This window comes from Streptomyces sennicomposti (genome assembly GCF_019890635.1).
Classification (GTDB): Bacteria; Actinomycetota; Actinomycetes; order Streptomycetales; family Streptomycetaceae; genus Streptomyces; species Streptomyces sennicomposti.
The window spans coordinates 1-20,403 of sequence record NZ_JAIOAB010000034.1; the positions used below are offsets into that span (position 1 = coordinate 1).

General features: G+C 73.7%; 19 protein-coding genes. 14 read left to right on the forward strand and 5 right to left on the reverse strand.

Going from position 1 to position 20,403, the window contains the following annotated elements:
• From K7787_RS19430 to K7787_RS19450, 5 genes are all read left to right on the forward strand, one after another.
• A partial coding sequence (locus tag K7787_RS19430; protein WP_223002355.1) for a flavodoxin-dependent (E)-4-hydroxy-3-methylbut-2-enyl-diphosphate synthase occupies positions 1 to 535 on the forward strand: 535 nt, incomplete at its 5' end.
• A 30-nt stretch (positions 536 to 565) separates the two neighbouring features.
• Positions 566 to 2,512, forward strand: a complete 1,947-nt coding sequence (dxs, locus tag K7787_RS19435) for a 1-deoxy-D-xylulose-5-phosphate synthase (protein ID WP_223002356.1) — start codon at positions 566 to 568, stop codon at positions 2,510 to 2,512.
• On the forward strand, positions 2,509 to 3,891 hold the full coding sequence (locus K7787_RS19440) for an aspartate aminotransferase family protein (RefSeq protein WP_009191625.1): 1,383 nt from the start codon (positions 2,509 to 2,511) through the stop codon (positions 3,889 to 3,891). Before dxs ends, K7787_RS19440 begins: the two co-directional genes overlap by 4 nt.
• Positions 3,892 to 4,011: 120 nt before the next feature.
• Positions 4,012 to 4,635 carry a helix-turn-helix domain-containing protein gene (locus K7787_RS19445; RefSeq protein WP_009191626.1) on the forward strand — a complete coding sequence of 208 codons (624 nt, stop codon included), beginning with the start codon at positions 4,012 to 4,014 and terminating at the stop codon, positions 4,633 to 4,635.
• A complete protein-coding gene (locus tag K7787_RS19450; protein ID WP_019984828.1) occupies positions 4,632 to 4,751 on the forward strand; it encodes a DUF6126 family protein in 120 nt (39 codons plus the stop codon). The genes K7787_RS19445 and K7787_RS19450 overlap by 4 nt, the downstream gene beginning before the upstream one ends.
• Positions 4,752 to 4,837: 86 nt before the next feature.
• On the opposite strand, the gene K7787_RS19455 is transcribed toward K7787_RS19450, so the two are convergent.
• Positions 4,838 to 5,635 carry a tyrosine-protein phosphatase gene (locus K7787_RS19455; protein ID WP_019984827.1) on the reverse strand — a complete coding sequence of 266 codons (798 nt, stop codon included), beginning with the start codon at positions 5,633 to 5,635 and terminating at the stop codon, positions 4,838 to 4,840.
• 268 nt (positions 5,636 to 5,903) lie between these two features.
• On the opposite strand from K7787_RS19455, the gene K7787_RS19460 reads away from it, so the two are divergent.
• Positions 5,904 to 6,689 carry an SGNH/GDSL hydrolase family protein gene (locus K7787_RS19460; protein WP_164390593.1) on the forward strand — a complete coding sequence of 262 codons (786 nt, stop codon included), beginning with the start codon at positions 5,904 to 5,906 and terminating at the stop codon, positions 6,687 to 6,689.
• 285 nt (positions 6,690 to 6,974) lie between these two features.
• Here K7787_RS19460 and K7787_RS19465 read toward each other — a convergent pair whose 3' ends face one another.
• Positions 6,975 to 7,592 carry a TetR/AcrR family transcriptional regulator gene (locus K7787_RS19465; protein ID WP_223002357.1) on the reverse strand — a complete coding sequence of 206 codons (618 nt, stop codon included), beginning with the start codon at positions 7,590 to 7,592 and terminating at the stop codon, positions 6,975 to 6,977.
• 168 nt (positions 7,593 to 7,760) lie between these two features.
• Here K7787_RS19465 and K7787_RS19470 point away from each other — a divergent pair, with 168 nt between their 5' ends.
• From K7787_RS19470 to K7787_RS19480, 3 genes are all read left to right on the forward strand, one after another.
• Positions 7,761 to 8,942 (forward strand): MBL fold metallo-hydrolase, encoded by a 1,182-nt coding sequence (locus K7787_RS19470; protein ID WP_164390586.1) that lies wholly within the window; start codon positions 7,761 to 7,763, stop codon positions 8,940 to 8,942.
• 82 nt (positions 8,943 to 9,024) lie between these two features.
• A complete protein-coding gene (locus K7787_RS19475; protein WP_223002358.1) occupies positions 9,025 to 10,149 on the forward strand; it encodes an NADAR family protein in 1,125 nt (374 codons plus the stop codon).
• 92 nt (positions 10,150 to 10,241) lie between these two features.
• Positions 10,242 to 11,081 carry a PhzF family phenazine biosynthesis protein gene (locus K7787_RS19480; protein WP_169439301.1) on the forward strand — a complete coding sequence of 280 codons (840 nt, stop codon included), beginning with the start codon at positions 10,242 to 10,244 and terminating at the stop codon, positions 11,079 to 11,081.
• Between the two features lie 21 nt (positions 11,082 to 11,102).
• On the opposite strand, the gene K7787_RS19485 is transcribed toward K7787_RS19480, so the two are convergent.
• Entirely contained in the window at positions 11,103 to 11,780 is a 678-nt protein-coding gene (locus K7787_RS19485) for an NAD(P)-dependent oxidoreductase (RefSeq protein ID WP_308036396.1), read from the reverse strand.
• Between the two features lie 89 nt (positions 11,781 to 11,869).
• Complete coding sequence (locus K7787_RS19490) at positions 11,870 to 12,880, reverse strand: EamA family transporter (RefSeq protein WP_223002359.1); 1,011 nt, start codon at positions 12,878 to 12,880, stop codon at positions 11,870 to 11,872.
• Between the two features lie 78 nt (positions 12,881 to 12,958).
• Here K7787_RS19490 and K7787_RS19495 point away from each other — a divergent pair, with 78 nt between their 5' ends.
• Positions 12,959 to 13,855, forward strand: coding sequence for a LysR family transcriptional regulator (locus tag K7787_RS19495; protein ID WP_223002383.1), 897 nt, complete (start codon positions 12,959 to 12,961; stop codon positions 13,853 to 13,855).
• Between the two features lie 214 nt (positions 13,856 to 14,069).
• Here K7787_RS19495 and K7787_RS19500 read toward each other — a convergent pair whose 3' ends face one another.
• Positions 14,070 to 15,596 (reverse strand): glycosyl hydrolase family 18 protein, encoded by a 1,527-nt coding sequence (locus tag K7787_RS19500; RefSeq protein WP_223002360.1) that lies wholly within the window; start codon positions 15,594 to 15,596, stop codon positions 14,070 to 14,072.
• Positions 15,597 to 16,117: 521 nt separating this feature from the next.
• On the opposite strand from K7787_RS19500, the gene K7787_RS19505 reads away from it, so the two are divergent.
• The 4 genes from K7787_RS19505 to K7787_RS19520 all read left to right on the forward strand — a co-directional run bounded on the left by K7787_RS19505 (position 16,118) and on the right by K7787_RS19520 (position 20,367).
• Positions 16,118 to 18,868, forward strand: coding sequence for a sensor histidine kinase (locus K7787_RS19505; protein ID WP_247721082.1), 2,751 nt, complete (start codon positions 16,118 to 16,120; stop codon positions 18,866 to 18,868).
• Positions 18,869 to 18,945: 77 nt separating this feature from the next.
• Positions 18,946 to 19,380 (forward strand): roadblock/LC7 domain-containing protein, encoded by a 435-nt coding sequence (locus tag K7787_RS19510; RefSeq protein ID WP_009191637.1) that lies wholly within the window; start codon positions 18,946 to 18,948, stop codon positions 19,378 to 19,380.
• The gene (locus K7787_RS19515) at positions 19,377 to 19,754 is read left to right on the forward strand and encodes a DUF742 domain-containing protein (RefSeq protein WP_009191638.1); all 378 of its coding nucleotides are present in this window, start codon (positions 19,377 to 19,379) and stop codon (positions 19,752 to 19,754) included. Before K7787_RS19510 ends, K7787_RS19515 begins: the two co-directional genes overlap by 4 nt.
• The gene (locus K7787_RS19520; protein ID WP_169439305.1) at positions 19,732 to 20,367 is read left to right on the forward strand and encodes a GTP-binding protein; all 636 of its coding nucleotides are present in this window, start codon (positions 19,732 to 19,734) and stop codon (positions 20,365 to 20,367) included. Before K7787_RS19515 ends, K7787_RS19520 begins: the two co-directional genes overlap by 23 nt.
• The last annotated feature ends 36 nt before the right edge of the window (positions 20,368 to 20,403 follow it).

A 20,403-nucleotide genomic window follows, 5' to 3' on the forward strand; every position in this document is an offset into this window, starting at 1 on the left:
CCTCCATCTGGGGGTGACGGAGGCGGGTCCGGCGTTCCAGGGGACGATCAAGTCGGCGGTGGCGTTCGGTGCGCTGTTGTCGCAGGGGATCGGGGACACGATCCGGGTGTCGTTGTCGGCGCCGCCGGCGGAGGAGGTGAAGGTCGGTATCCAGATCCTGGAGTCGTTGAATCTGCGGCAGCGGGGTCTGGAGATCGTGTCGTGTCCGTCGTGCGGGCGGGCGCAGGTGGATGTGTACAAGCTGGCGGAGGAGGTCACGGCGGGTCTGACGGGCATGGAGGTGCCGTTGCGGGTCGCCGTGATGGGGTGTGTCGTCAACGGTCCGGGCGAGGCGCGTGAGGCGGACCTGGGTGTGGCGTCGGGCAACGGCAAGGGGCAGATCTTCGTGAAGGGCGAGGTCGTCAAGACCGTGCCGGAGTCGAAGATCGTGGAGACCCTGATCGAGGAAGCCATGAAGATCGCCGAGCAGATGGAGGAGAACGGCGTCACGGCGGACGCCTCCGCCACCGGGACACCGACGGTGACGGTGAGTTGACGAACGGCACGGACCGAGAGGGGGCCCAGTGTGACCATTCTGGAGAACATCCGGGGACCACGCGACCTGAAGGCGCTGTCCGAGGCGGAACTCGGCGAACTGTCCGACGAGATACGTGACTTCCTGGTGCAGGCGGTCGCCAGGACCGGTGGTCACCTCGGGCCCAACCTGGGGGTGGTGGAACTCACCGTCGCACTGCACCGGGTCTTCGAGTCGCCCGCCGACAGGATCCTGTGGGACACCGGCCACCAGAGCTATGTGCACAAACTGCTGACAGGGCGTCAGGACTTCTCCAAGCTGCGCGGCAAGGGCGGCCTGTCCGGCTACCCCTCGCGCGAGGAGTCCGAGCACGACGTCATCGAGAACAGCCACGCCTCGACCGCGCTCGGCTGGGCCGACGGCCTCGCCAAGGCGCGCGACGTACGCGGGGAGAGCGGACACGTGGTCGCCGTCATCGGAGACGGCGCGCTGACCGGCGGCATGGCCTGGGAGGCGCTGAACAACATCGCCGCCGCCCGCGACCGGCCCCTGATCATCGTCGTCAACGACAACGAACGCTCCTACGCGCCGACCATCGGCGGCCTCGCCAACCACCTCGCCACCCTGCGCACCACCGACGGCTACGAGAAGTTCCTCGCCTGGGGCAAGGAGGTGCTCCAGCGCACCCCGGTCGTCGGCGGCACCCTCTACGAGTCGCTGCACGGCGCCAAGAAGGGCTTCAAGGACGCCTTCGCCCCCCAGGGCATGTTCGAGGACCTGGGACTGAAGTACGTCGGCCCGATCGACGGGCACGACCTGCGCGCCCTGGAGTCGGCGCTGCGCCGCGCCAAACGCTTCCACGGGCCGGTCCTCGTGCACTGCCTCACCGAGAAGGGCCGCGGCTACGAACCGGCCCTCGCCAACGAGGAGGACCACTTCCACACCGTCGGCGCGATGGACCCGCTCACCTGCGCCCCGCTCGCCCCGTCCGGCGGACCGTCCTGGACCTCCGTGTTCGGCGAGGAGATGGTCCGCATCGCCGAGGAGCGCGCGGACGTGGTGGCGATCACCGCCGCCATGCTGCACCCGGTGGGCCTCGGCAAGTTCGCCGAGCGCTTCCCGGACCGGGTGTGGGACGTCGGCATCGCCGAGCAGCACGCGACCGTCTCCGCGGCCGGCCTCGCCACCGGCGGACTGCACCCCGTCGTCGCCGTCTACGCCACCTTCATCAACCGCGCCTTCGACCAGCTCCTCATGGACGTGGCCCTGCACGGGTGCGGAGTCACCTTCGTCCTGGACCGGGCCGGCGTCACCGGCACCGACGGCGCCTCCCACAACGGCATGTGGGACATGTCCGTCCTCCAGGTCGTCCCCGGGCTGCGCATCGCCGCGCCGCGCGACGCCGCCCAACTGCGCGCCCAGCTGCGCGAGGCCGTCGCCGTGGACGACGCGCCCACCCTGGTCCGCTTCCCCAAGGAGTCCGTCGGACCGGAGATCCCGGCCGTGGACCGGGTGGGCGGCATGGACGTCCTGCACCGGGCCGGGCGGCCCGAGGTGCTGCTCGTCGCCGTCGGCGTGATGGCGCCCGTCTGCCTCCAGGCCGCCGAACTGCTCGAGGCGCGCGGCATCGGCTGCACGGTCGTCGACCCGCGCTGGGTCAAACCCGTCGACCCCGCCCTGCCGGGCCTCGCCGCCGGACACCGGCTGGTGGCCGTCGTGGAGGACAACAGCCGGGCGGCCGGCGTCGGCTCCGCCGTCTCCCTGGCCCTCGGCGACGCCGAAGTGGACGTGCCCGTACGGCGGTTCGGCATCCCCGAGCAGTTCCTCGCGCACGCCAAGCGCGCCGAGGTGCTCGCCGACATCGGGCTGACGCCGGTCGAGATCGCCGGCCGGATCAGCGCGAGCCTCGCCGTACGGGAGCAGAGCGCGGACGTACCGGCCCCGCGGTCCGCCGACGCGGCCGGGACCCCCATGCCAGTCAAGGAGACAACTGAATGACCACGGAGTTCGACCTCGGGGCCCTGCTGGCCGAGCGGGGAGCCGAGCGCTACGAGCTGCACACCCGGCACCTCAACCACCAGCTGCCGCGCATGCTGCACACCATCGGCTTCGACAAGGTGTACGAGCGGGCCGAGGGCGCCTACTTCTGGGACGCGGACGGCAACGACTACCTGGACATGCTCTCCGGGTTCGGCGTGATGGGCCTCGGCCGCCACCACCCCGTCGTCCGCAAGGCGCTGCACGACGTCCTGGACGCCCAGCTCGCCGACCTGACCCGGTTCGACTGCCAGCCGCTGCCCGGCCTGCTGGCCGAGCGGCTGCTCGCCCACAGCCCGCATCTGGACCGCGTGTTCTTCGGCAACAGCGGCACCGAGGCGGTGGAGACCGCGCTGAAGTTCGCCCGCCGCGCCACCGGCCGGCCGCGCGTCCTGTACTGCGAGCACTCCTTCCACGGCCTGACCACCGGCTCGCTGTCCGTCAACGGCGAGGAGGGCTTCCGGGACGGCTTCGCCCCGCTGCTGCCCGACACCGCCGTACCCCTCGGCGACCTCGACGCGCTCGCCCGCGAGCTGAAGAAGGGCGACGTGGCCGCCCTGATCGTCGAGCCGATCCAGGGCAAGGGCGTGCACGAGACCCCGCCCGGCTATCTGCGGGCCGCGCAGGAGCTGCTGCACCGGCACAAGGCGCTGCTCATCGCCGACGAGGTGCAGACCGGCCTCGGCCGCACCGGCGACTTCTACGCCTACCAGCACGAGGACGGCGTCGAACCGGACCTGGTGTGCGTCGCCAAGGCCCTGTCCGGCGGCTATGTGCCGGTCGGCGCCACCCTCGGCAAGGACTGGATCTTCAAGAAGGTCTACTCCTCCATCGACCGGGTGCTGGTGCACTCGGCGAGCTTCGGGTCCAACGCGCAGGCGATGGCCGCGGGCCTGGCCGTGCTGTCGGTCATGGAGAACGAGCAGATCGTCGCCAACGCCCGCGCCACCGGCGAACTGCTGAAGTCCCGGCTGACGGAGCTGAAGGACAAGTACGAGCTGCTCGCCGACGTGCGCGGCCGGGGCCTGATGATCGGCATCGAGTTCGGCCGGCCCAAGTCGCTGAAGCTGCGCAGCCGGTGGACCATGCTCCAGGCGGCCCGCAAGGGCCTGTTCGCGCAGATGGTCGTCGTCCCGCTGCTCCAGCGGCACCGGATCCTCACCCAGGTCTCCGGCGACCACCTGGAGGTGATCAAGCTGATCCCGCCGCTGATCGTCGGCGAGAAGGAGGTGGACCGGTTCGTGGACGCCTTCACCGCCGTGATGGACGACGCGCACGACGGCGGACTGATGTGGGACTTCGGGAAGACGCTGGTCAAACAGGCCGTCGCCAACCGCTGAGGGACGCTCTTCGGAGCCGCTGAGCGGGACCCGGGCGGACCGGGCCATGGGACCTCGCCCGGCTTTTGCCTCTGAGGCAAGAAATTTGCCGCAGAGGCAAAGCTGCGGCTGAATGGAGGCATGAGCTCCTCCGAGTCCGAACCCTCGGCGAGGCCGGCCGACAACCTGCCCGCCGTCGCGCCCCAGCTGCGTGCGCTGCGCCGCCGCGCCTCCCTCACCCTGGAGGCCGCGGCCCGCGCCGCCGGGCTGTCGCCCGCCCACCTCTCCCGGCTGGAGACCGGACAGCGCCAGCCCTCGCTGCCGATGCTGCTCGCCCTGGCCCGTGTCTACGGTACGACGGTCTCCGAACTGCTCGGCGAGACGGTCGCCGACCGGGACGCGATCGTGCGCGCCGGGGACATGGAACCCACCCGGGCCGGCGGCTGGACGTACTGGCAGGCCGGCTCGCCCGGCCGCGGGATGCAGTCCCTGCGGGTGCGCGTCCCGCACGGCTCCCAGGGCGACATCGTCCGCGTCCACCCCGGCGAGGAATGGCTGTACGTCCTCAAGGGGCGGCTCAGGCTGCGCCTCGGCGACACCTCGTACCTGCTGGCGCCGGGGGACAGCGCGCACTTCGACTCGCTGACCCCGCACCGGATCGCCGCCGAGGACCCCGACGGGCTCGAGCTGCTCTTCGTCCACACCCTGCTGCAGAGTCCCACGGCCGCGCTGTGCCTGGGCCCCCACACCGGAGACACGCCATGACCGACATGGAAGAGAAGTTCCCCCGCGCCCTGTGGGTCCGGCTCATCATCTACATCGCCGTCGGGCACGTCTTCGCCGCCTTCATCTGGCTGCTGTTCGAGGTCGGCGCCAAGTAGCGGGCGCGCCGCGCCGAGGGGCGGGCGAGCGATGCCCGGGGGGCGGACGGTTCAGGCCGCCCCCTGCGCCGGACCGGGCCCGCCGGTCAGTCCAGCAGGCGCTCGCGCAGCCGCTCCCGGGTCGCCGGGGCGAGCCGCAGGCCCTGCTCCAGATACGCGTCCACGCCGCCCCAGGTCTCCTCGATGGTCTCCAGGGCGGCCGTCAGATACTCGGCGCGCGCGTCGAACAGCGGGCTGAGCAGCTCCATGACCTCGGGGGAGTACGCCGAGGGCGAGGTGCTGGAGCGGTGCACCTTGTAGCGGCGGTGCTTGGCGTTCGACTCCAGGTAGTCCGCGACGATCGCGTCCCGCTCCACCCCGAGGGCGAGCAGGGTCACGGCGATGGACAGGCCCGCGCGGTCCTTGCCCGCCGCGCAGTGCATCAGCGCCGGGACGCTGTCCTCGGCGATGGCGTGCAGCACCCGCGAGTGCTCGCCGGTGCGCTCCTTGACGATCGTGCGGTACGAGGCGATCATCCGGGCCTCGCCCTTGCCGTCGGCCAGGATCGACCGCAGCTGGTCCAGATCGCCGTCGCGGACCATCTTCCAGAACTCCGCGCCGTCGGCCGGGTCGCTCAGCGGCAGGTTGACGTTGCGCACGCCGGGCAGCTCGACGTCCGGGCCCTCCAGCCTGCGGTCGGCCGCGTTGCGGAAGTCGAAGACGGTGTGCAGCCCCAGCGAGGCGAGGAACACCGCGTCCTTCGCGGTGGCGTGCGCGAGATGGCCGCTGCGGAACAGCACCCCGTGCCGCACCCGCCGTCCGTCCACCGTGGGCAGCCCGCCCACATCGCGGAAGTTGCGCACTCCGGCCAGCTCGGGCTCGGTCGACGGGACCTGCTGCGTCACGGGAACTCCTCCCTGTCGGCCCCGCTCCACGGCTCGTCGGCGGGCGCGCTACGACGATACGACATGGCTTCCCGGGGCAACGATGTGTCGGCGGCCACGCGCCCCACCTGCCCCGTCATCGCCCGGCACCGTGTATTCCCGGATGATCCAGGAAGTTGAAGTGGCTTATCTCACCGACCGTCAACCCCTTCCTACGGTCGCGTAAGTCACATTCCAAGGTGAATCATGGGCCGACGTGGCAGACGATTCGAAGAGTGACAGCGCAGCAGTGATCGGGTCGTACGTGGCGGTGGGGGACAGCTTCACCGAGGGCGTCGGCGACCCCGGCCCCGACGGGGCGTTCGTCGGCTGGGCCGACCGGTTCGCCGTCCTGCTCGCGGACCGCCGTCCCGAGGGCGACTTCCGGTACACGAACCTCGCCGTACGGGGGAAGCTGCTCGACCAGATCGTGGCGGACCAGGTGCCCCGGGCCGTGGAACTCGCCCCCGACCTCGTCACGTTCTGCGCGGGCGGCAACGACATCATCCGGCCCGGCACCGACCCGGACGACGTGGCCGAACGGTTCGAGAAGGCGGTGGCCCAACTCGCCGCCGTGGCCGGCACCGTCATGGTGACCACCGGCTTCGACACCCGCGGGGTGCCCCTGCTCAAGCATCTGCGCGGCAAGATCGCGACGTACAACGGGCATGTGCGGGCCGTCGCCGACCGCTACGGCTGCCCGGTGCTGGACCTGTGGTCCCTGCGGGCGGTCCAGGACCGTCGGGCCTGGGACCACGACCGCCTGCACCTGTCGCCCGAGGGGCACACACGTGTGGCGCTGCGCGCCGGGCAGGTCCTCGGTCTGGAGATCCCGGCCGACCCCGAGCAGCCCTGGCCGCCGCTGCCGCCGCGCGGCACCCTGGAGGTCCGCCGCGACGACGTGCACTGGGCGCGCGAGTACCTGGTCCCGTGGATCGGCCGCCGCCTGCGCGGCGAGTCCTCGGGCGACCATGTGACGGCGAAGGGCACGCTGTCGCCGGACGACATCAAGTCGCGTATCGCCGCGGTGGCCTGACGTAGCGTCAGCGGGGCGGAGGGGCTTACGGGACCCGGACGGGGGTCCCGCGGCCCCGTGGCCCCGTGGCCCAGGCTCCTGCCGTCGCCGTCGCCGTCGCCGTCGCCGCGCCGCGGCACGAGCGTTGCGTGCCCCCGTCGCCGGACGCCGTCGGCGCGCGCCGCGGTCATGGGGCCTGCGGCCCCCGCCTGTGCGTGTCACCGCCGTGCGGCGCCGGAGGGCCTGCGGCTCCGCCGCGTGTCGTCGCCCTGCCGCGCGCACGGGGCCTGCGGCCCGTCCCGCAGGTCACCGGGCCGAGGTCAGCGCCTCGCGGTCCAGGCCGAGTTCCCGGAGCAGGGCGTCGTCCACCCACTCCTGGGCGCGGGCCCGGGCGACCGTGCCGCCGTACGAGGTCAGCTGGACGGCCAGTCCGTCCAGGAGCGCGGTCAGCCGCAGAGCGGCGCCGGCCGGGTCCGGGCAGCAGAACTCGCCCGCCGCCACGCCCTCGGCCAGCACCTCGGTCAGGGCCGCCTTCCACTCCCGGTCGAGGTCCCGCGCCACCTCGCGCAGGGCCGGCTCGCGCAGCGCGGCCGCCCACCCCTCGATCCACAGCCGCCAGCCCTTGGCCGTACCGGTGGGCGCGTACCAGCGCACGGCGGCCCGCAGCCGGCGCAGCGCCGTCGTGCGCCGGCCGAGCAGCTTGCGCAGATGCGCGAGGTCGTCCTCGGCGGCGTGCGCGAACGCGGCGGAGACCAGCTTCTCCTTGGTGGAGAAGTGGTAGAGGACCAGCGCGTTGCTCACGCCGAGCACCGAGGCCACGTCGGCGATCCGCACCGCCGCCACGCCCCGGGCCTCGATCTGCTCGATGGCGGCCCGCAGCAACTCCTCGCGCCGCTCAGCCACGCTCAACCGCAATCTCGCCACGCCGTCACCCTAACGGGTGTTGCCCGAGAGGCAATCGAATTGCCGTCCCGCACGGAAGGCCCGCACCGGGAGGGACGGGCCGGGCGGCGCCGCACGAACCGGAGGCGGAGTCCGGTTGCCGCGGGCTCCGTTCATAATGGAAACCTGACCGACCCCACTGGAGGTACCGTGTCCGGCTTCCGTCTCCCGAGCTCCGGGCTGCGCGCACTGCGCCCCGAGGCCTTCGGCGCGGACCCCGACGGAGCGCGCATGGCGCGTATCCGCCGCTCACCCCACTTCAAGGACGGCGTCTTCCAGAACCCCGGAGGCCCCGCGCGCACGCGGCCCTCCGGCTCGATGCTCGACTTCGCCAAGCTGTACTTCGACAAGCAGGAGCGCCCCCGCCGCTCCCCGCAGGGCACCGTGCCGGTGCACCCCACCACCTACGCCGACCTGGCCCGGCCCGCGGCCACCGGCCTGCGGCTGACCTGGCTCGGCCACTCCAGCGTGCTCGCGGAGATCGACGGGCAGCGGGTGCTCTTCGACCCGGTGTGGGGCGAGCGCTGCTCCCCGTTCCCGTTCGCCGGCCCCGCGCGGCTGCACCCGGCGCCGCTGCCGCTGGCCGCGCTCGGCCCGGTCGACGTGGTCGTCATCTCGCACGACCACTACGACCACCTGGACATGCCCACGATCAAGGCGCTGGCGGGCACGGACACCCTCTTCGCGGTCCCGCTCGGCGTCGGCGCCCACCTGGAGCGGTGGGGAGTCTCCGCCGACCGGCTGCGCGAGCTGGACTGGCACGAGGCCACGAAGGTCGGCGGCCTGACCCTGACCGCCACCCCGGCCCGCCACTTCTGCGGCCGCGGCCTGCGCAACACCCAGCACACCCTGTGGGCGTCCTGGGTCGTCGCGGGCGAGGAGCACCGCGTGTACCACAGCGGCGACACCGGCTACTTCGAGGGCTTCAAGGACATCGGCGCCGAGCACGGCCCGTTCGACGCCACGATGATCCAGATCGGCGCGTACTCCGAGTTCTGGCCCGACATCCACATGACCCCCGAGGAGGGCGTGCGCGCCCACCTCGACCTCCAGGGCGGCACACCGCACGGCGCGCTGCTGCCGATCCACTGGGCCACCTTCAACCTGGCCCCGCACGCCTGGGCGGAGCCGGGGGAGTGGACGCTGGCCGCCGGCGAGGCGGTCGGCCAGGCGGTGGCCTGCCCGGTCCCGGGCCTGCCGTTCGAACCGGCGGGCGAGATCCCGGCCCGCCCGTGGTGGCGGGACGTCTCCCAGACCCTCACCCGCGAGTGGCCGGCGCCGGAACTGGCGCTGCGGACGAGCCGCGGGCTCGACCTGGTCGCGGAGGACTGACCGCCCGCGGAGGCGGCGGCCGTCGTGGCGCCGCCTCCCGAAAGCGGGTGACGGCCGCCCGCCCGTGCGCCATCATCGCGGCATGATCGGCAGACGCATCACCCATCGCACGGCGGACGGCACGCGCATCCCCGGCACCTGGCGCCACGTGTTCATCCGCAACGGCGGCTACTTCCTCACCGACCTCTTCATCTACGCCGACGGCCTCATCGACTGCTGGGGCCTGGTCACCCTGGAGGAGTTCGAGGAGAAGCTGCGGAGCGGCTGGGTGGCGACGGCCCTGCCGGAGGGCGCCCGGGCATCCGCCCACGATCTGGCCGTCTGGAAGTTCAGCGAACCCCGGGTGCGGCACACGCCCGAGCAGCTCCTGGCCGAAGTGCGCGACACCATCGACGAGTTGAACGCCCGGCCCGACTCCACCGGCCGCTGCCTGGCCGCCGTGGACGCCTTCCTCGCCGACCGCACGGAAGCCAACCGCGCCGCCGCCCGCGAGGCGTACCTCGCCATACCGGCGACCCGGCGGCGCTACGCACTCGGTGACATGGACCGCAAGGACGGGCCCCTCAAGGTGCTGGTCGCCGGCCCCGGCGGCACCGTCGAGGGGCTGCCCGGGCCCGTCCCCCAGGACGCCTACGACCGAGCCGTCTCCTACTTCGAGGAACGGGACCGCCTGCGGGCCGAGCACACCCGGCGGGAGCCGGCGGACGGCCCCGACAGCCCGCACGCGCCGGCCGTCCACCTGTACGAGTCGTATCCGCAGCAGGCGTCGGACGATCCGGGCACCCGAGCGCTGCGCAACGAATACCCGTCACCGATCACCGTGGGCCCGGACGACGCCGTGTACCCGACCGTCCTGCACGCCTACTGGGCCCTGTCCGTCGCCGAGCCGGACGCCCGGGAGGCCGTGCGCACGGCGGAGTCCGTCTTCGACGCCCGCGCCGTCGCCGCCGAGACGCCCCGCCGACCCGGCTGGGAACACCTGCGTACCGCCGTCATGACCGACCTGCTCCGCGCCAAGTTCGGCCGGCACCCCCAGCTCGCCGCCGTGCTGCTCGCCACCGGCGACGCCACCCTGATCTACGACGACCGTTCCGGCTTCTGGGGCGACCGGGGCGGCCGCGGCCGCAACTGGACCGGCCGCCTCCTCGAACTGGTCCGCTCCGAACTGTTCCTGGCAGCGGACGCCGAGCCCCCGACGAGCGGCTGACCACCGACCGGCGCACCCGTCCCCGACCGGCCCGTCCTTTGACGCTCCCGGTCCCTTTGACGCTCTCGTCGCGCGGCGACTACGTTCGGATCATGGACATCCTGCGCTACGTGGCGTTCAGCACCGACCCCCGGGGCGGCAATCCGGCGGGTGTGGTGCTGGACGCCACCGGCCTCGACGAGGCCGCCATGGGTGCCGTCGCGGCGGAGGTCGGCTACTCCGAGACGGCCTTCGCCCTGCCCCGCCCGGACGGGGCGCTCGACATCCGCTACTTCAGCCCGAAGGCCGAAGTGCCCTTCTGCGGCCACGCCACCATCGCCACCGCCGTCGCCCACGCCCACCGGCACGGCGTCGGCGGACTGCTGCTGCACACCCGGGCCGGACAGGTCACGGTGACCACCTCGGCGCAGCCCGACGGTTCGGTGGCGGCCACGCTGGTGAGCGTGCCGCCGCGTACCGAGGAGATCGCCGAGGCCGATCTCGCCGAACTCCTCGCCGCCCTGCGCTGGTCCGCCGCCGACCTCGACCCCGCCCTGCCGCCCCGCGTCGCCTACGGCGGCGCCCGGCACCCGGTCGTCGCGGCCGGCAGCCGCGAGCGTCTGGCCGACCTCGACTACGACATGGCCGCGCTCGACGCTCTCATGGCCCGCCGGGAATGGACCACCATCGCGCTCGTCCAGCGCGAGTCGGACACCGTCTTCCACGTCCGCAACCCCTTCCCGCCCGGCGGCGTGGTCGAGGACCCGGCCACCGGCGCGGCGGCGGCCGCCTTCGGCGGGTATCTGCGCGAGCTGAAGCTGATCGAACCGCCCGCCGTCCTCACCCTGCACCAGGGCGTGGACATGGGCCGTCCGAGCCTCCTCACGGTGGGCGTGCCGGCCGACCCGGCGAGCGGCATCGAGGTCACGGGCGCCGCGGTTCCCCTTCCCTGACGGGATCGCGCGGCCGGTTCCCTAGGGCCTCTCGTTCGGATCATGCCGGGCTCGCGGGCCGGCGGCGTGGACGACCGTGACGAGGCGTTCGCGGACCGGGTCCTCGACCTCGTCCAGGACGGCGACCGCCAGGTCCTCCGCGCTGATCCACGACCGGCCGTCGGCGGCGGTGAGCAAGGTGTCGGTGCCGCGCAGATAGCGGCCGGTCCGCTCGCCGGGTTCCAGCAGGGCCGGCGGGCACAGATACACCCAGTCCGCGTCGGGGTGGGTCCGGCAGGCCCGCAGCTGGGCGACTCCGGCGAGGGCCACGGGGCGTATCGCGGCCGGTACGTACGCCGGGTCGTCGGCGACCAGCAGCCCGGGGGCGCCGGGGCTGCGCAACGCCCCGGCGCCGCCGACCACGAGGACGCGGACACCGAGCCGCGCGGCAGCGTCCAGCACCGTACGGGTCGCGCCGACCAGGAACTCACAGTCCACCGGCTCGGTGCGGAGGCTCAGCACCACGGCGTCCGCGGGGCCGTACGAGGCGGAGCCCGCGAGCGCCCGGTGCACGGCGGCCGGGTCCCTCGCGTCGACCGCGAGCGGCGTCACGGCCCGGCTCTCGCGCGCCGGTCTGCGGGACAGCGCGAGCACCCGGTGTCCTCGCGCGGCGGCCTCCGCGCTCACCCGGCCGCCGACCATGCCGGTGGCGCCGAGCACGGCGACGGTCAGGTTCTTCCGGTTCTTCCGGTTGTTCCGGGGCGCGGTGGCAGCCGCCCCGAGGGCCGTGTCCGTCTGCGGGTCGGGCTTTATCGCAGGTGTCCTTCGCGTACCGCGTCTTCGCGTGCCGACGCTTCAGGTGTGTCGTCCGCTCGTGGGTGTGCCGCCCGGGGCGGCGGCACACGTGTGCGGCGGCCGGAGCGGGCCGGAGGTGTGAGCTGCGCGGCGAGCAGCGCGGCCAGGGCGAGGGCGAAGCCGAGGCTCTGGACCAGGTTCAGCGACTCGCCGAGCGCGACCCCGACGACCGCCGCGACCAGCGGCGACAGCAGCACCAGCGGCGCCGAGGCGCCGACCGGCAGCTTCCCGATCCCGCGGAACCACAGCGTGTACGCGATCAGCCCGCCCATGCCGCCGAGCCACAGATAGCCGCCCGCCGCCCCGGCGTCGATGCCCCGCGGCACTCCCTCGACGGTCAGGGTGGGCGGGAGCAACAGCAGCCCGCCCGCGGTCAGTTGCCACCCGGCCAGCGTCATCGGACCGACCCCCGCCGGACGGCCCCAGCGCTTGGTGAGGACGACCCCGACGGCCATGGTCGCCGTCCCGCCGAGACCGGCGAGGACACCGGGGACGTCCAGCCGGGCGCCCGGCCCGAGCACCACGAGCCCGACGCCCGCCACGCCGATCACCCCCCAGGCCAGCCGCCACGGCGTCGGCCGGTCGTGCAGCACCGCGGCGGCCACCGCGGCCACCAGCAGCGGCTGGGCCGCGCCGAGCGTGGCCGCGACACCGCCGGGGAGGCGTTCGGCCGCGAGGAACAGCAGCGGGAAGAACGCGCCGATGTTGAGCGCGCCGAGGACGGCGGCCTTCCACCACCAGTCGCCGCGCGGGAGCGCGCGGGTGAGCGCGAGGGCGATCAGTCCGGCGGGCAGGGCGCGCATCAGCGACGCGAACAACGGATGCCCGGGCGGCAGGAGTTGCGTGGTCACCGCGTAGGTGGTGCCCCAGGAGGCCGGGGCCAGGGCGGTCAGGGCCACGGTCGCCGCCCGGTGTGCGGAGGAGGTCCGCGCCGGGCTCGGCGACCCTTCGGTCGAGGTGTGCATGCCCCCGAGTCTCGGCCCGCCCGGCCATGAATCCAAAGCATGCTTTTCATGGCAGCGATGAACGAGCACGATAGCCGGATGGACCTCCAGCAGATGCGCTACGCCGTCGCCCTCGCCGAGACCCGCAACTTCACCCGCGCCGCCGAGCGCTGCTCCGTGGTGCAGTCCTCCCTCAGCCACCGCATCGCCGGTCTGGAACGGGAACTGGGGGTCAAGCTGTTCGCCCGCTCCAGCCGCCGGGTCGAACCGACCAGCGCCGGAGAGGCGTTCCTCGCCGCCGCGCGGGAGTGCCTGGCCGCGGCCGACCGCGCCGCCGTGGACGCCGCCGAGGCGGCGGGCGTGGTGCGCGGCCGGCTGGCGGTCGGCGTGATCGTGACGACGGCCGCCGTGGACGTCCCCGAGCTGTTGCAGCGGTACCGGGCCCGGCACCCTGACGTCCGGGTCGTCCTGCGCTCCGAACGCAGTGACCGGCTGGTCGCGGCGATCCGCGACGGCGACCTCGACATCGCCTTCCTCGGCCTGCCCGAGGACGAGCCCCCCTCCGGTGTGCGGACGCTCGTGCTCGACCGCGACCGGCACGTCCTGGTGGTGCCGGCCGGCCACCGGCTCGCGGGCGCCGACCGGGTCACGCTGCGGGAGATCGCCGGGGAGACGTTCGTGGACTTCGTGGCCGGCACCCCGGCCCGCGCCCAGTCCGACCGGGCGTTCGCCGCCGCCGGACTGGCCCGTGACGTCGCCTACGAGGCGGGCCTCATCGAGCTGATGACCGGACTGATCGCGCGCGGGCTCGGCGTCGCGCTGCTGCCGTCGGCGTTCGTCCGCCCGCTGGCCGAGGCCGCCCCGGAGCTGGCGCTCGTCCCGGTGGCCGACGGCCCGCGGCGGATCGAGTACCTGGCCTGGAGCCGCTTCAACCCGAGCCCGGCCACCCGCGCGCTGCTGGACGTCCTCGGCGTGCGCGAAGAGGCGCAGCCCTGAGAGAACGGAAAGAGGCAGGCGTATCCCTGAGAGAACGGGAAGAGGCGCAGCGCTGGAGGAAACGGCGTGGCGCGCCGAACTCCCCCTGCCCACCGCTGCGTCGAGGCGGGCACCGGTGCACGGCCGAGCGGCCCGGAGGCGCGCCGGGAGGGGCGCGGTCCGGGCCGCAGGCGGGCCGTGTGGGGGTCGGGCCCGGGGGAAGAGGGCCGTCGGGTCAGCAGGCGCCGAGGTCCTGCCAGACACCCCACTCACCCGTGGTGCCGGGCTCCTCGCCCGTCGTCCACCACTTGGCCTTCCAGTTGTGGCCCTTGTACGAGACCGTCTGGCCGCCGGTGTAGACCGCGCCCTTGTCCCACGGCGCGGCGGTGCACTGGTGGCCGCTGCCGCCGGTGACGGTCAGCGTGTACGTCGCCGAGTGGCTGCCGGAGGGGCTGGAGCCGGTGACCGTGAGGGTGTACGTGCCCGAGGCGGCGGCCGAGGTGGTGGCCACCGTGAGCGTCGCGGAGCCGCCCGCCGAGACCGAGGACGGGCTGACGGAGGCCGTCACACCCGCCGGGGCCCCGCTCACGCTGAGGTTCACCGTTTGCGCCTGACCGGAGGTCACGGCGGTCTTCACCGAGGTCGTCGCGGACTGGCCGGCCGTCACCGTGCCGGAGGCGGAGCCGAGCGAGACGGAGAAGTCGTTGCCCGGCTGGGTGCTGCCGCCGCCGGTGAACGGCGCGAAGATGTGGGTGAAGTCCCAGGTGTTCTGCTGGATGCCGGAGCAGTTGTCCGCGGCCGCGCCGCCCGCGCAACTGCCGTTGTCCCGCTGCAGCGCCCAGAAGGACAGGGTGTTGATGCCCTTGGAGACGGCCCAGTTGTAGACCGTGGTGGCGTTGGCCAGGGAGAAGGTCTCGGCCGGGCCGAAGTCGTCGACGCCGGGCATCTCGGTGACGCCGACCATGTTCCACAGCTGCGCCGAGGTCTTGTTCGGGTACAGCTCGGTGAGCGTGTCGACCAGGCCCTGCGCGGCGGTCTGGGTGTCCTTCGCCATGTCGTGGGACTGGTTGTCGTAGTAGTCGAACGTCATCAGGTTCACGACGTCGACCCGGGTGCCGTTGCTGACGGCGTTGCGCAGCAGCGCCTCGCCGTTGTCGGCCAGGCCGTGCGTGGTCGTCGGCAGCGTGTACGAGAACTGCACGGTGCGCCCGTTGGCCGCCGCCCAGTCCTGGACCAGCTTGATGGCCTTGTTGCGGCGGTCGATGCCCGCGGTGTTGTCCAGCGAGTCGACCTCGATGTCCATGTCGAGCCGCGAGATGTCGTAGGTCGTGATGACCTTCTCGTACGCGGCGGCGATCTGCTGGACGTCGGTGCAGCTGTCGGCGATCTCGGTGCCGGTGGTGTCGGCCGTGTAGCCGCCGAACGAGGGGATGACGTCGCCCCCGTTGGCCTGGATGGTCTTGATGTCGCTGCCGAAGGTGGACGCGGCGATCGGCATGCCGGTGTCGCCGTTCCAGTACGGCGTACACGAGCCCTTCGAGGCGGTCTGGAGGAAGGCCATCGTCAGGTGCTTGGCGCCGGACTGGGCGGCCAGCGCGGCCGGGCTCTCGCCGGTCCAGGCCTCGAAGTAGGGGGCGAAGACGTGGGCGGGCAGCGGCGTCGCCGCCTGGGCGCTGCCGGTGGCCGAGAGCGCGAGGCCCACCGAGGCCGCCGTGGTGACGGCCGCGGTGAGCGCCGCGCGGAAGGAACGCATGAGTCTCATGTCAGTCCCGGTGTGAGAGGTGGGGGAACGTCAGTTCCCGTACGCGGGGAGGAGGTTGAGCCGTATGGGATAGTGCGCTCGCACACCGGGCGGGTCAATGGTCTGGACCAAAAAGGGACTAGACCAATTCCCGGGCCACAGGGGTCATCCGCCAGCGCAGCGGCCCAGGACTTGGACTAGACCACGCGGCGGGAATTTCGGGGACCCGGGAGCCGGGGAGGTGCGGGGGCGTGGGGCGAGGCCGCTGCCTCGGGGGGCGTTCCGTGCGGCGCCCGTAACCCCCGCGGGGTCCGGCACGTTATCGGTCTGTCGTACGACGTCTCATACCAGAGCGGGGCGCTTCCCGGGGGATTTTGTCAACTGCCTGCCGCACATGACGGGTTGGTGACTACCGTGAGTGTCCGTCGGACGACGTAGCGCCGCATCGCCTGCGGTCCGGTCGGCCCGGCACAGCGATGGCGCACGCCCGCTCGCGCCCCCCGCCCGAGCACACCGGCCCGACGGACCCGTACGAGGAACAGATGTCTCACCTCCGCCCCCCGGCCGCCCGCGCAGACCGCCGTGAGGGCGGACGGCACGGACGGCCGGTGGCCCGCACCGCCCCCTCGCTGCCCGAACCCCGCCTGCGGCCCCAACTGCTGCGCCTGGCCGTGCTGCCGCCCACCGCGGTCGCCCTCTGCGCGGTCGCCGCCGTGCTCTTCACCGTGCGGACCACCGGGGCGCGCACCGAGCCCGCCCTCTACGCGGTCCTCGCCGGCGCCGCCTCGGTGGCCTTCGCCGGCATCGTCATCGCCGCGATCGCCGCCGGCCGCGCCGCCCGGTCCGTGCACGTACGGCTCGACGCGCTGCGCGACGCCACCACGCGCCGCGAGGCCGAACTGCACGCCCTCGTCGACGCCCTGCGGCACGGCGAGGCCGCGCCCCAGCGCAGGTCGCGCGGCGGACCGCCCGACGACGCCGACGAGTTCGAACTCCTCGCCGCCGACCTCTCCCGCGCCCACGACGGAGCCGTCGCCGCGGTAGTCCAGGCCGCCCAGCTCTCCAGCCAGGCCGGCAGCGAACAGAAGCTCGAGGTCTTCCTCAACCTCGCCCGGCGGCTCCAGTCCCTGGTGCACCGCGAGATCTCCATCCTGGACGAGCTGGAGAACGAGATCGAGGACCCCGACCTGCTCAAGGGCCTCTTCCACGTCGACCACCTCGCCACCCGCATCCGCCGCCACGCCGAGAACCTCGCCGTCCTCGGCGGCGCCGTCTCCCGCCGCCAGTGGAGCAACCCGGTCCCCATGACCGAGGTGCTGCGCTCCGCCATCGCCGAGGTCGAGCAGTACTCCCGCGTCAAACTCGTCCCGCCGATCGACGGACGGCTGCGCGGACACGCCGTCGCCGACGTCATCCACCTGCTGGCCGAACTCGTCGAGAACGCCACGGTGTTCTCCGCCCCGCACACCCAGGTCCTGCTGCGCGCGGGCCTCGTCACCTCCGGGCTCGCCGTCGAGGTCGAGGACCGGGGCCTGGGCATGCCGGTCGGCGAGCAGGTCCGGATGAACGCGCTGCTCGCCGACCCGGACCAGGTCAACGTCGCCAGCCTGCTCGCCGACGGCCGGATCGGCCTGTTCGTGGTCTCCCAGCTCGCCCGCCGCCACGGCATCACCGTCCGCCTCCAGACCAATATCTACGGCGGCGTCCAGGCCGTCCTCGTGGTGCCGCAGGCACTGCTCGGGGCCGAGCCGGCGGCGTTCCCCGAGAGCACCGGGGGATTCGCCCAGGCGCGCAGGCCCGCGCAGGCGCTCCCTCCGGCCGACGCGGAAGGCTCGGCGGGCGCGGAAGGCTCGGTGGGTGCGGAAGGCTCGGTGGGTGCGGCGGGTGCGGTGGGTGCGGTGGGTGCGGCGGGTGCGGTGGGTGCGGCCGGGCAACGGCCGCCCGGCGCGACCGAGCCGCTGCGGGCCGCTGAAGCGCCGCGGGCGACCGAGCCGCTGCGGGCCACTGAAGCGCCCCGCGCGTCCGAGCCGCCCCGCGCGTCCGAATCGACTCGGGCGTCCGGGTCGACCCGGGCGACCGAACCGACGGAGTCGGGTCCGGTGCCGGCGTCGGCACCCTTCGGCACGGCCGACTCCTCCGGGCAGTTCAGCCTCGTCACCCCGCCCGGGGTCGCGACCCCGTCCGGGTCTGCGACCCCGTCCGGGTCTGCGACTCCGTCCGGGTCCGTGGCTCCGTCCGGCTCGGTGGCTTCCTCTGGCTCGGTGGCTTCCTCCGGCTCGGCGGCTTCGTCTGGCCCCGCGACCCTGCTCTGGTCTGTGACCTCGCCCGGGTCTGCGGCTCCGTCCGGCCCGGTGACTTCGTCCGGCTCGGTGGCCGCGTCCGGCCTCGCGGCCCCGTCCGGTCCGGCGTCCTCGTCTGGCTCGGTGGCCGAGTCTGGCCCCGTGACCCCGCCCGGGTTCGTGGCTCCGTCCGGCCCGGTGTCTCCGTCCGGCGCGGCGGCTGCCTACGGCCCTGCGACCCCGCCCGGGTCCGTGGCTCCGTCCGGCCCGGTGTCTCCGTCCGGCGCGGCGGCGTCTGGCCCCGCGACCCTGCTCGGTCCGGCGACCTCGTCCGGCTCCGCCACCCCGTCCGGCCTGTCGGCCTCCTCCGGTCCGGCGTTCGCTTCGGTACCGGTCGGTGACTCCGGTGACTCCGGTGTCTTCGAGCGTGCCGCCGTGGACGGCACCGGCGGTCCCGGCGCGGAGGCGCACTCCGCCGCCCCCGCCGGCAGCGCGGCGGGAACGGACGTACACCTCCCGGACGGCGTTCCCGGGGCCGACGTACGCACCCCGGACGGCCTCCCGGACGCCGCCCGGACCGGCGGCGGTCCCGCGCCGCTGCCCCGGCGCGGCGACCGGGAGGGGCGGGCCAACCCGGCGGAGGCGGTGCCCGGCATCCGGCCCGGCGACCGGGCCGCCGTAGCCGCGCACCAGGGCGTCATGCCCGCCCCCCGCACCGGCGTCGTGCGCGGCACCATGGAGCGGCCCCAGCTGCCCCGCCGCCGCGCCCAGGAGCACATCGTCCCGCAACTGCGCGGCGGCCCCGCGCCCCGCCAGGACAGCGAGCACATCGCCGGCCACGACCCCGGTCTGATGGCCGCCTTCCAGCGCGGGATCGGACTCGCCGAGGCCGCCGAGCGCCGCCGTGATCCCGACCGGCCGGAGCCGTACCCGCCGAGCGCGCCCGACGCCCCCCACGAGACACCCGTACCGGACCCCGCCCCCCGCCACGACGGGAGCGCGTCCGCCGGATGACCACCCCGCCCCCCACACCCCGTCCCACCCCCACTTGCGCTCCCGCAGACCTTCGTACCCCAAGGAGTCGATCCACCATGGCGAGCGATGCGCCGACCGGCCATGCTTCCGACCTCGACTGGCTGATGAGCGGCCTCGTCCAGCGCGTTCCGCACACCACCAGCGCGGTCCTGCTGTCCTGCGACGGACTGGTCAAGTCCGTGCACGGCCTCGATGCCGACAGCGCCGACCACATGGCGGCCCTGGCCTCCGGGCTGTACTCCCTCGGCCGCAGCGCCGGCGTCCGCTTCGGCGACGGCGGCGACGTACGGCAGGTCGTCGTCGAACTCGACTCGACCCTGCTCTTCGTCACCACCGCCGGCTCCGGCACCTGTCTCGCCGTCCTCGCCGGCCGCGAGGCGGACGCCGCCGTGCTCGGCTACGAGATGGCGATGCTGGTCAAGAGCGTCCGCCCCTACCTCGTGACCGCGCCCCGCCAGCACACCGCCGACCATCCGGCGCTGCGGCCTTGAGCGCGGCGGCGGCCGGCGACGGGCCCTGGCTCGACGACGCGGCCGGACGGCTGGTGCGCCCCTTCACGGTCAGCAACGGCCGCACCCGGCCCACCGTCGCGCTCGACCTCATGTCGCAGGTGATGGCCACCGGCGTGACCCCCCTCGGGTATCTCGGACCCGAGCACGGCCAGGCACTCGACCTGTGCCTCGCGCCGGTCTCGGTGGCAGAGGTCGCCGCCCAGCTGAGACTGCCCGCGGCGGTGGCCAAGGTGCTGCTGTCCGACCTCGTCGACTGCGGCGCGCTGACCACCAAGCCCCCCGAGTTCCACCACCACCCCACCGACCGGGCCCTTCTGGAGGCAGTGCTCGATGGACTACGACGACAGCTCTGACTACGCCGGCGGCCCCGACCGCCAGGGCCGCTCCGACCCCTTCCCGACCGCGCTGAAGATCCTCGTGGCCGGCGGGTTCGGCGTGGGCAAGACCACCTTCGTCGGCGCCGTGAGCGAGATCGCGCCGCTCAGCACCGAGGAGCTGCTCACCACGGCCGGCGCGGACACGGACAACCTCGACGGCATCGAGAACAAGGTCGAGACGACCGTCGCCATGGACTTCGGCCGCATCACCCTCGACCCGCGCCATGTGCTCTACCTGTTCGGCACGCCCGGCCAGGAGCGGTTCTGGTTCATGTGGGACGAACTGTCCGAGGGCGCCCTCGGCGCGGTGATCCTCGCCGACACCCGCCGCCTCGTGGAGTGCTTCGCCGCCGTCGACTTCTTCGAACAGCGCGGACTCTCCTTCATCATCGCCGTCAACGAGTTCGACGGCGCCCACCGCTACGACCCCGAGGAGGTCCGCGCCGCCCTCGACCTCGCCCCGGACATCCCCGTCGTGCGCTGCGACGCCCGGATCTCCAGCTCGGGCGTCCAGACCCTGCTGACCCTGGTGCGGCACCTCCTCGCCCAGACCCCCGCCCCCGCACCGACCCACGGCGCCCACATGTGACCGCCCGCCCCGCGACCCGCCCGCCTCCCCGACGTG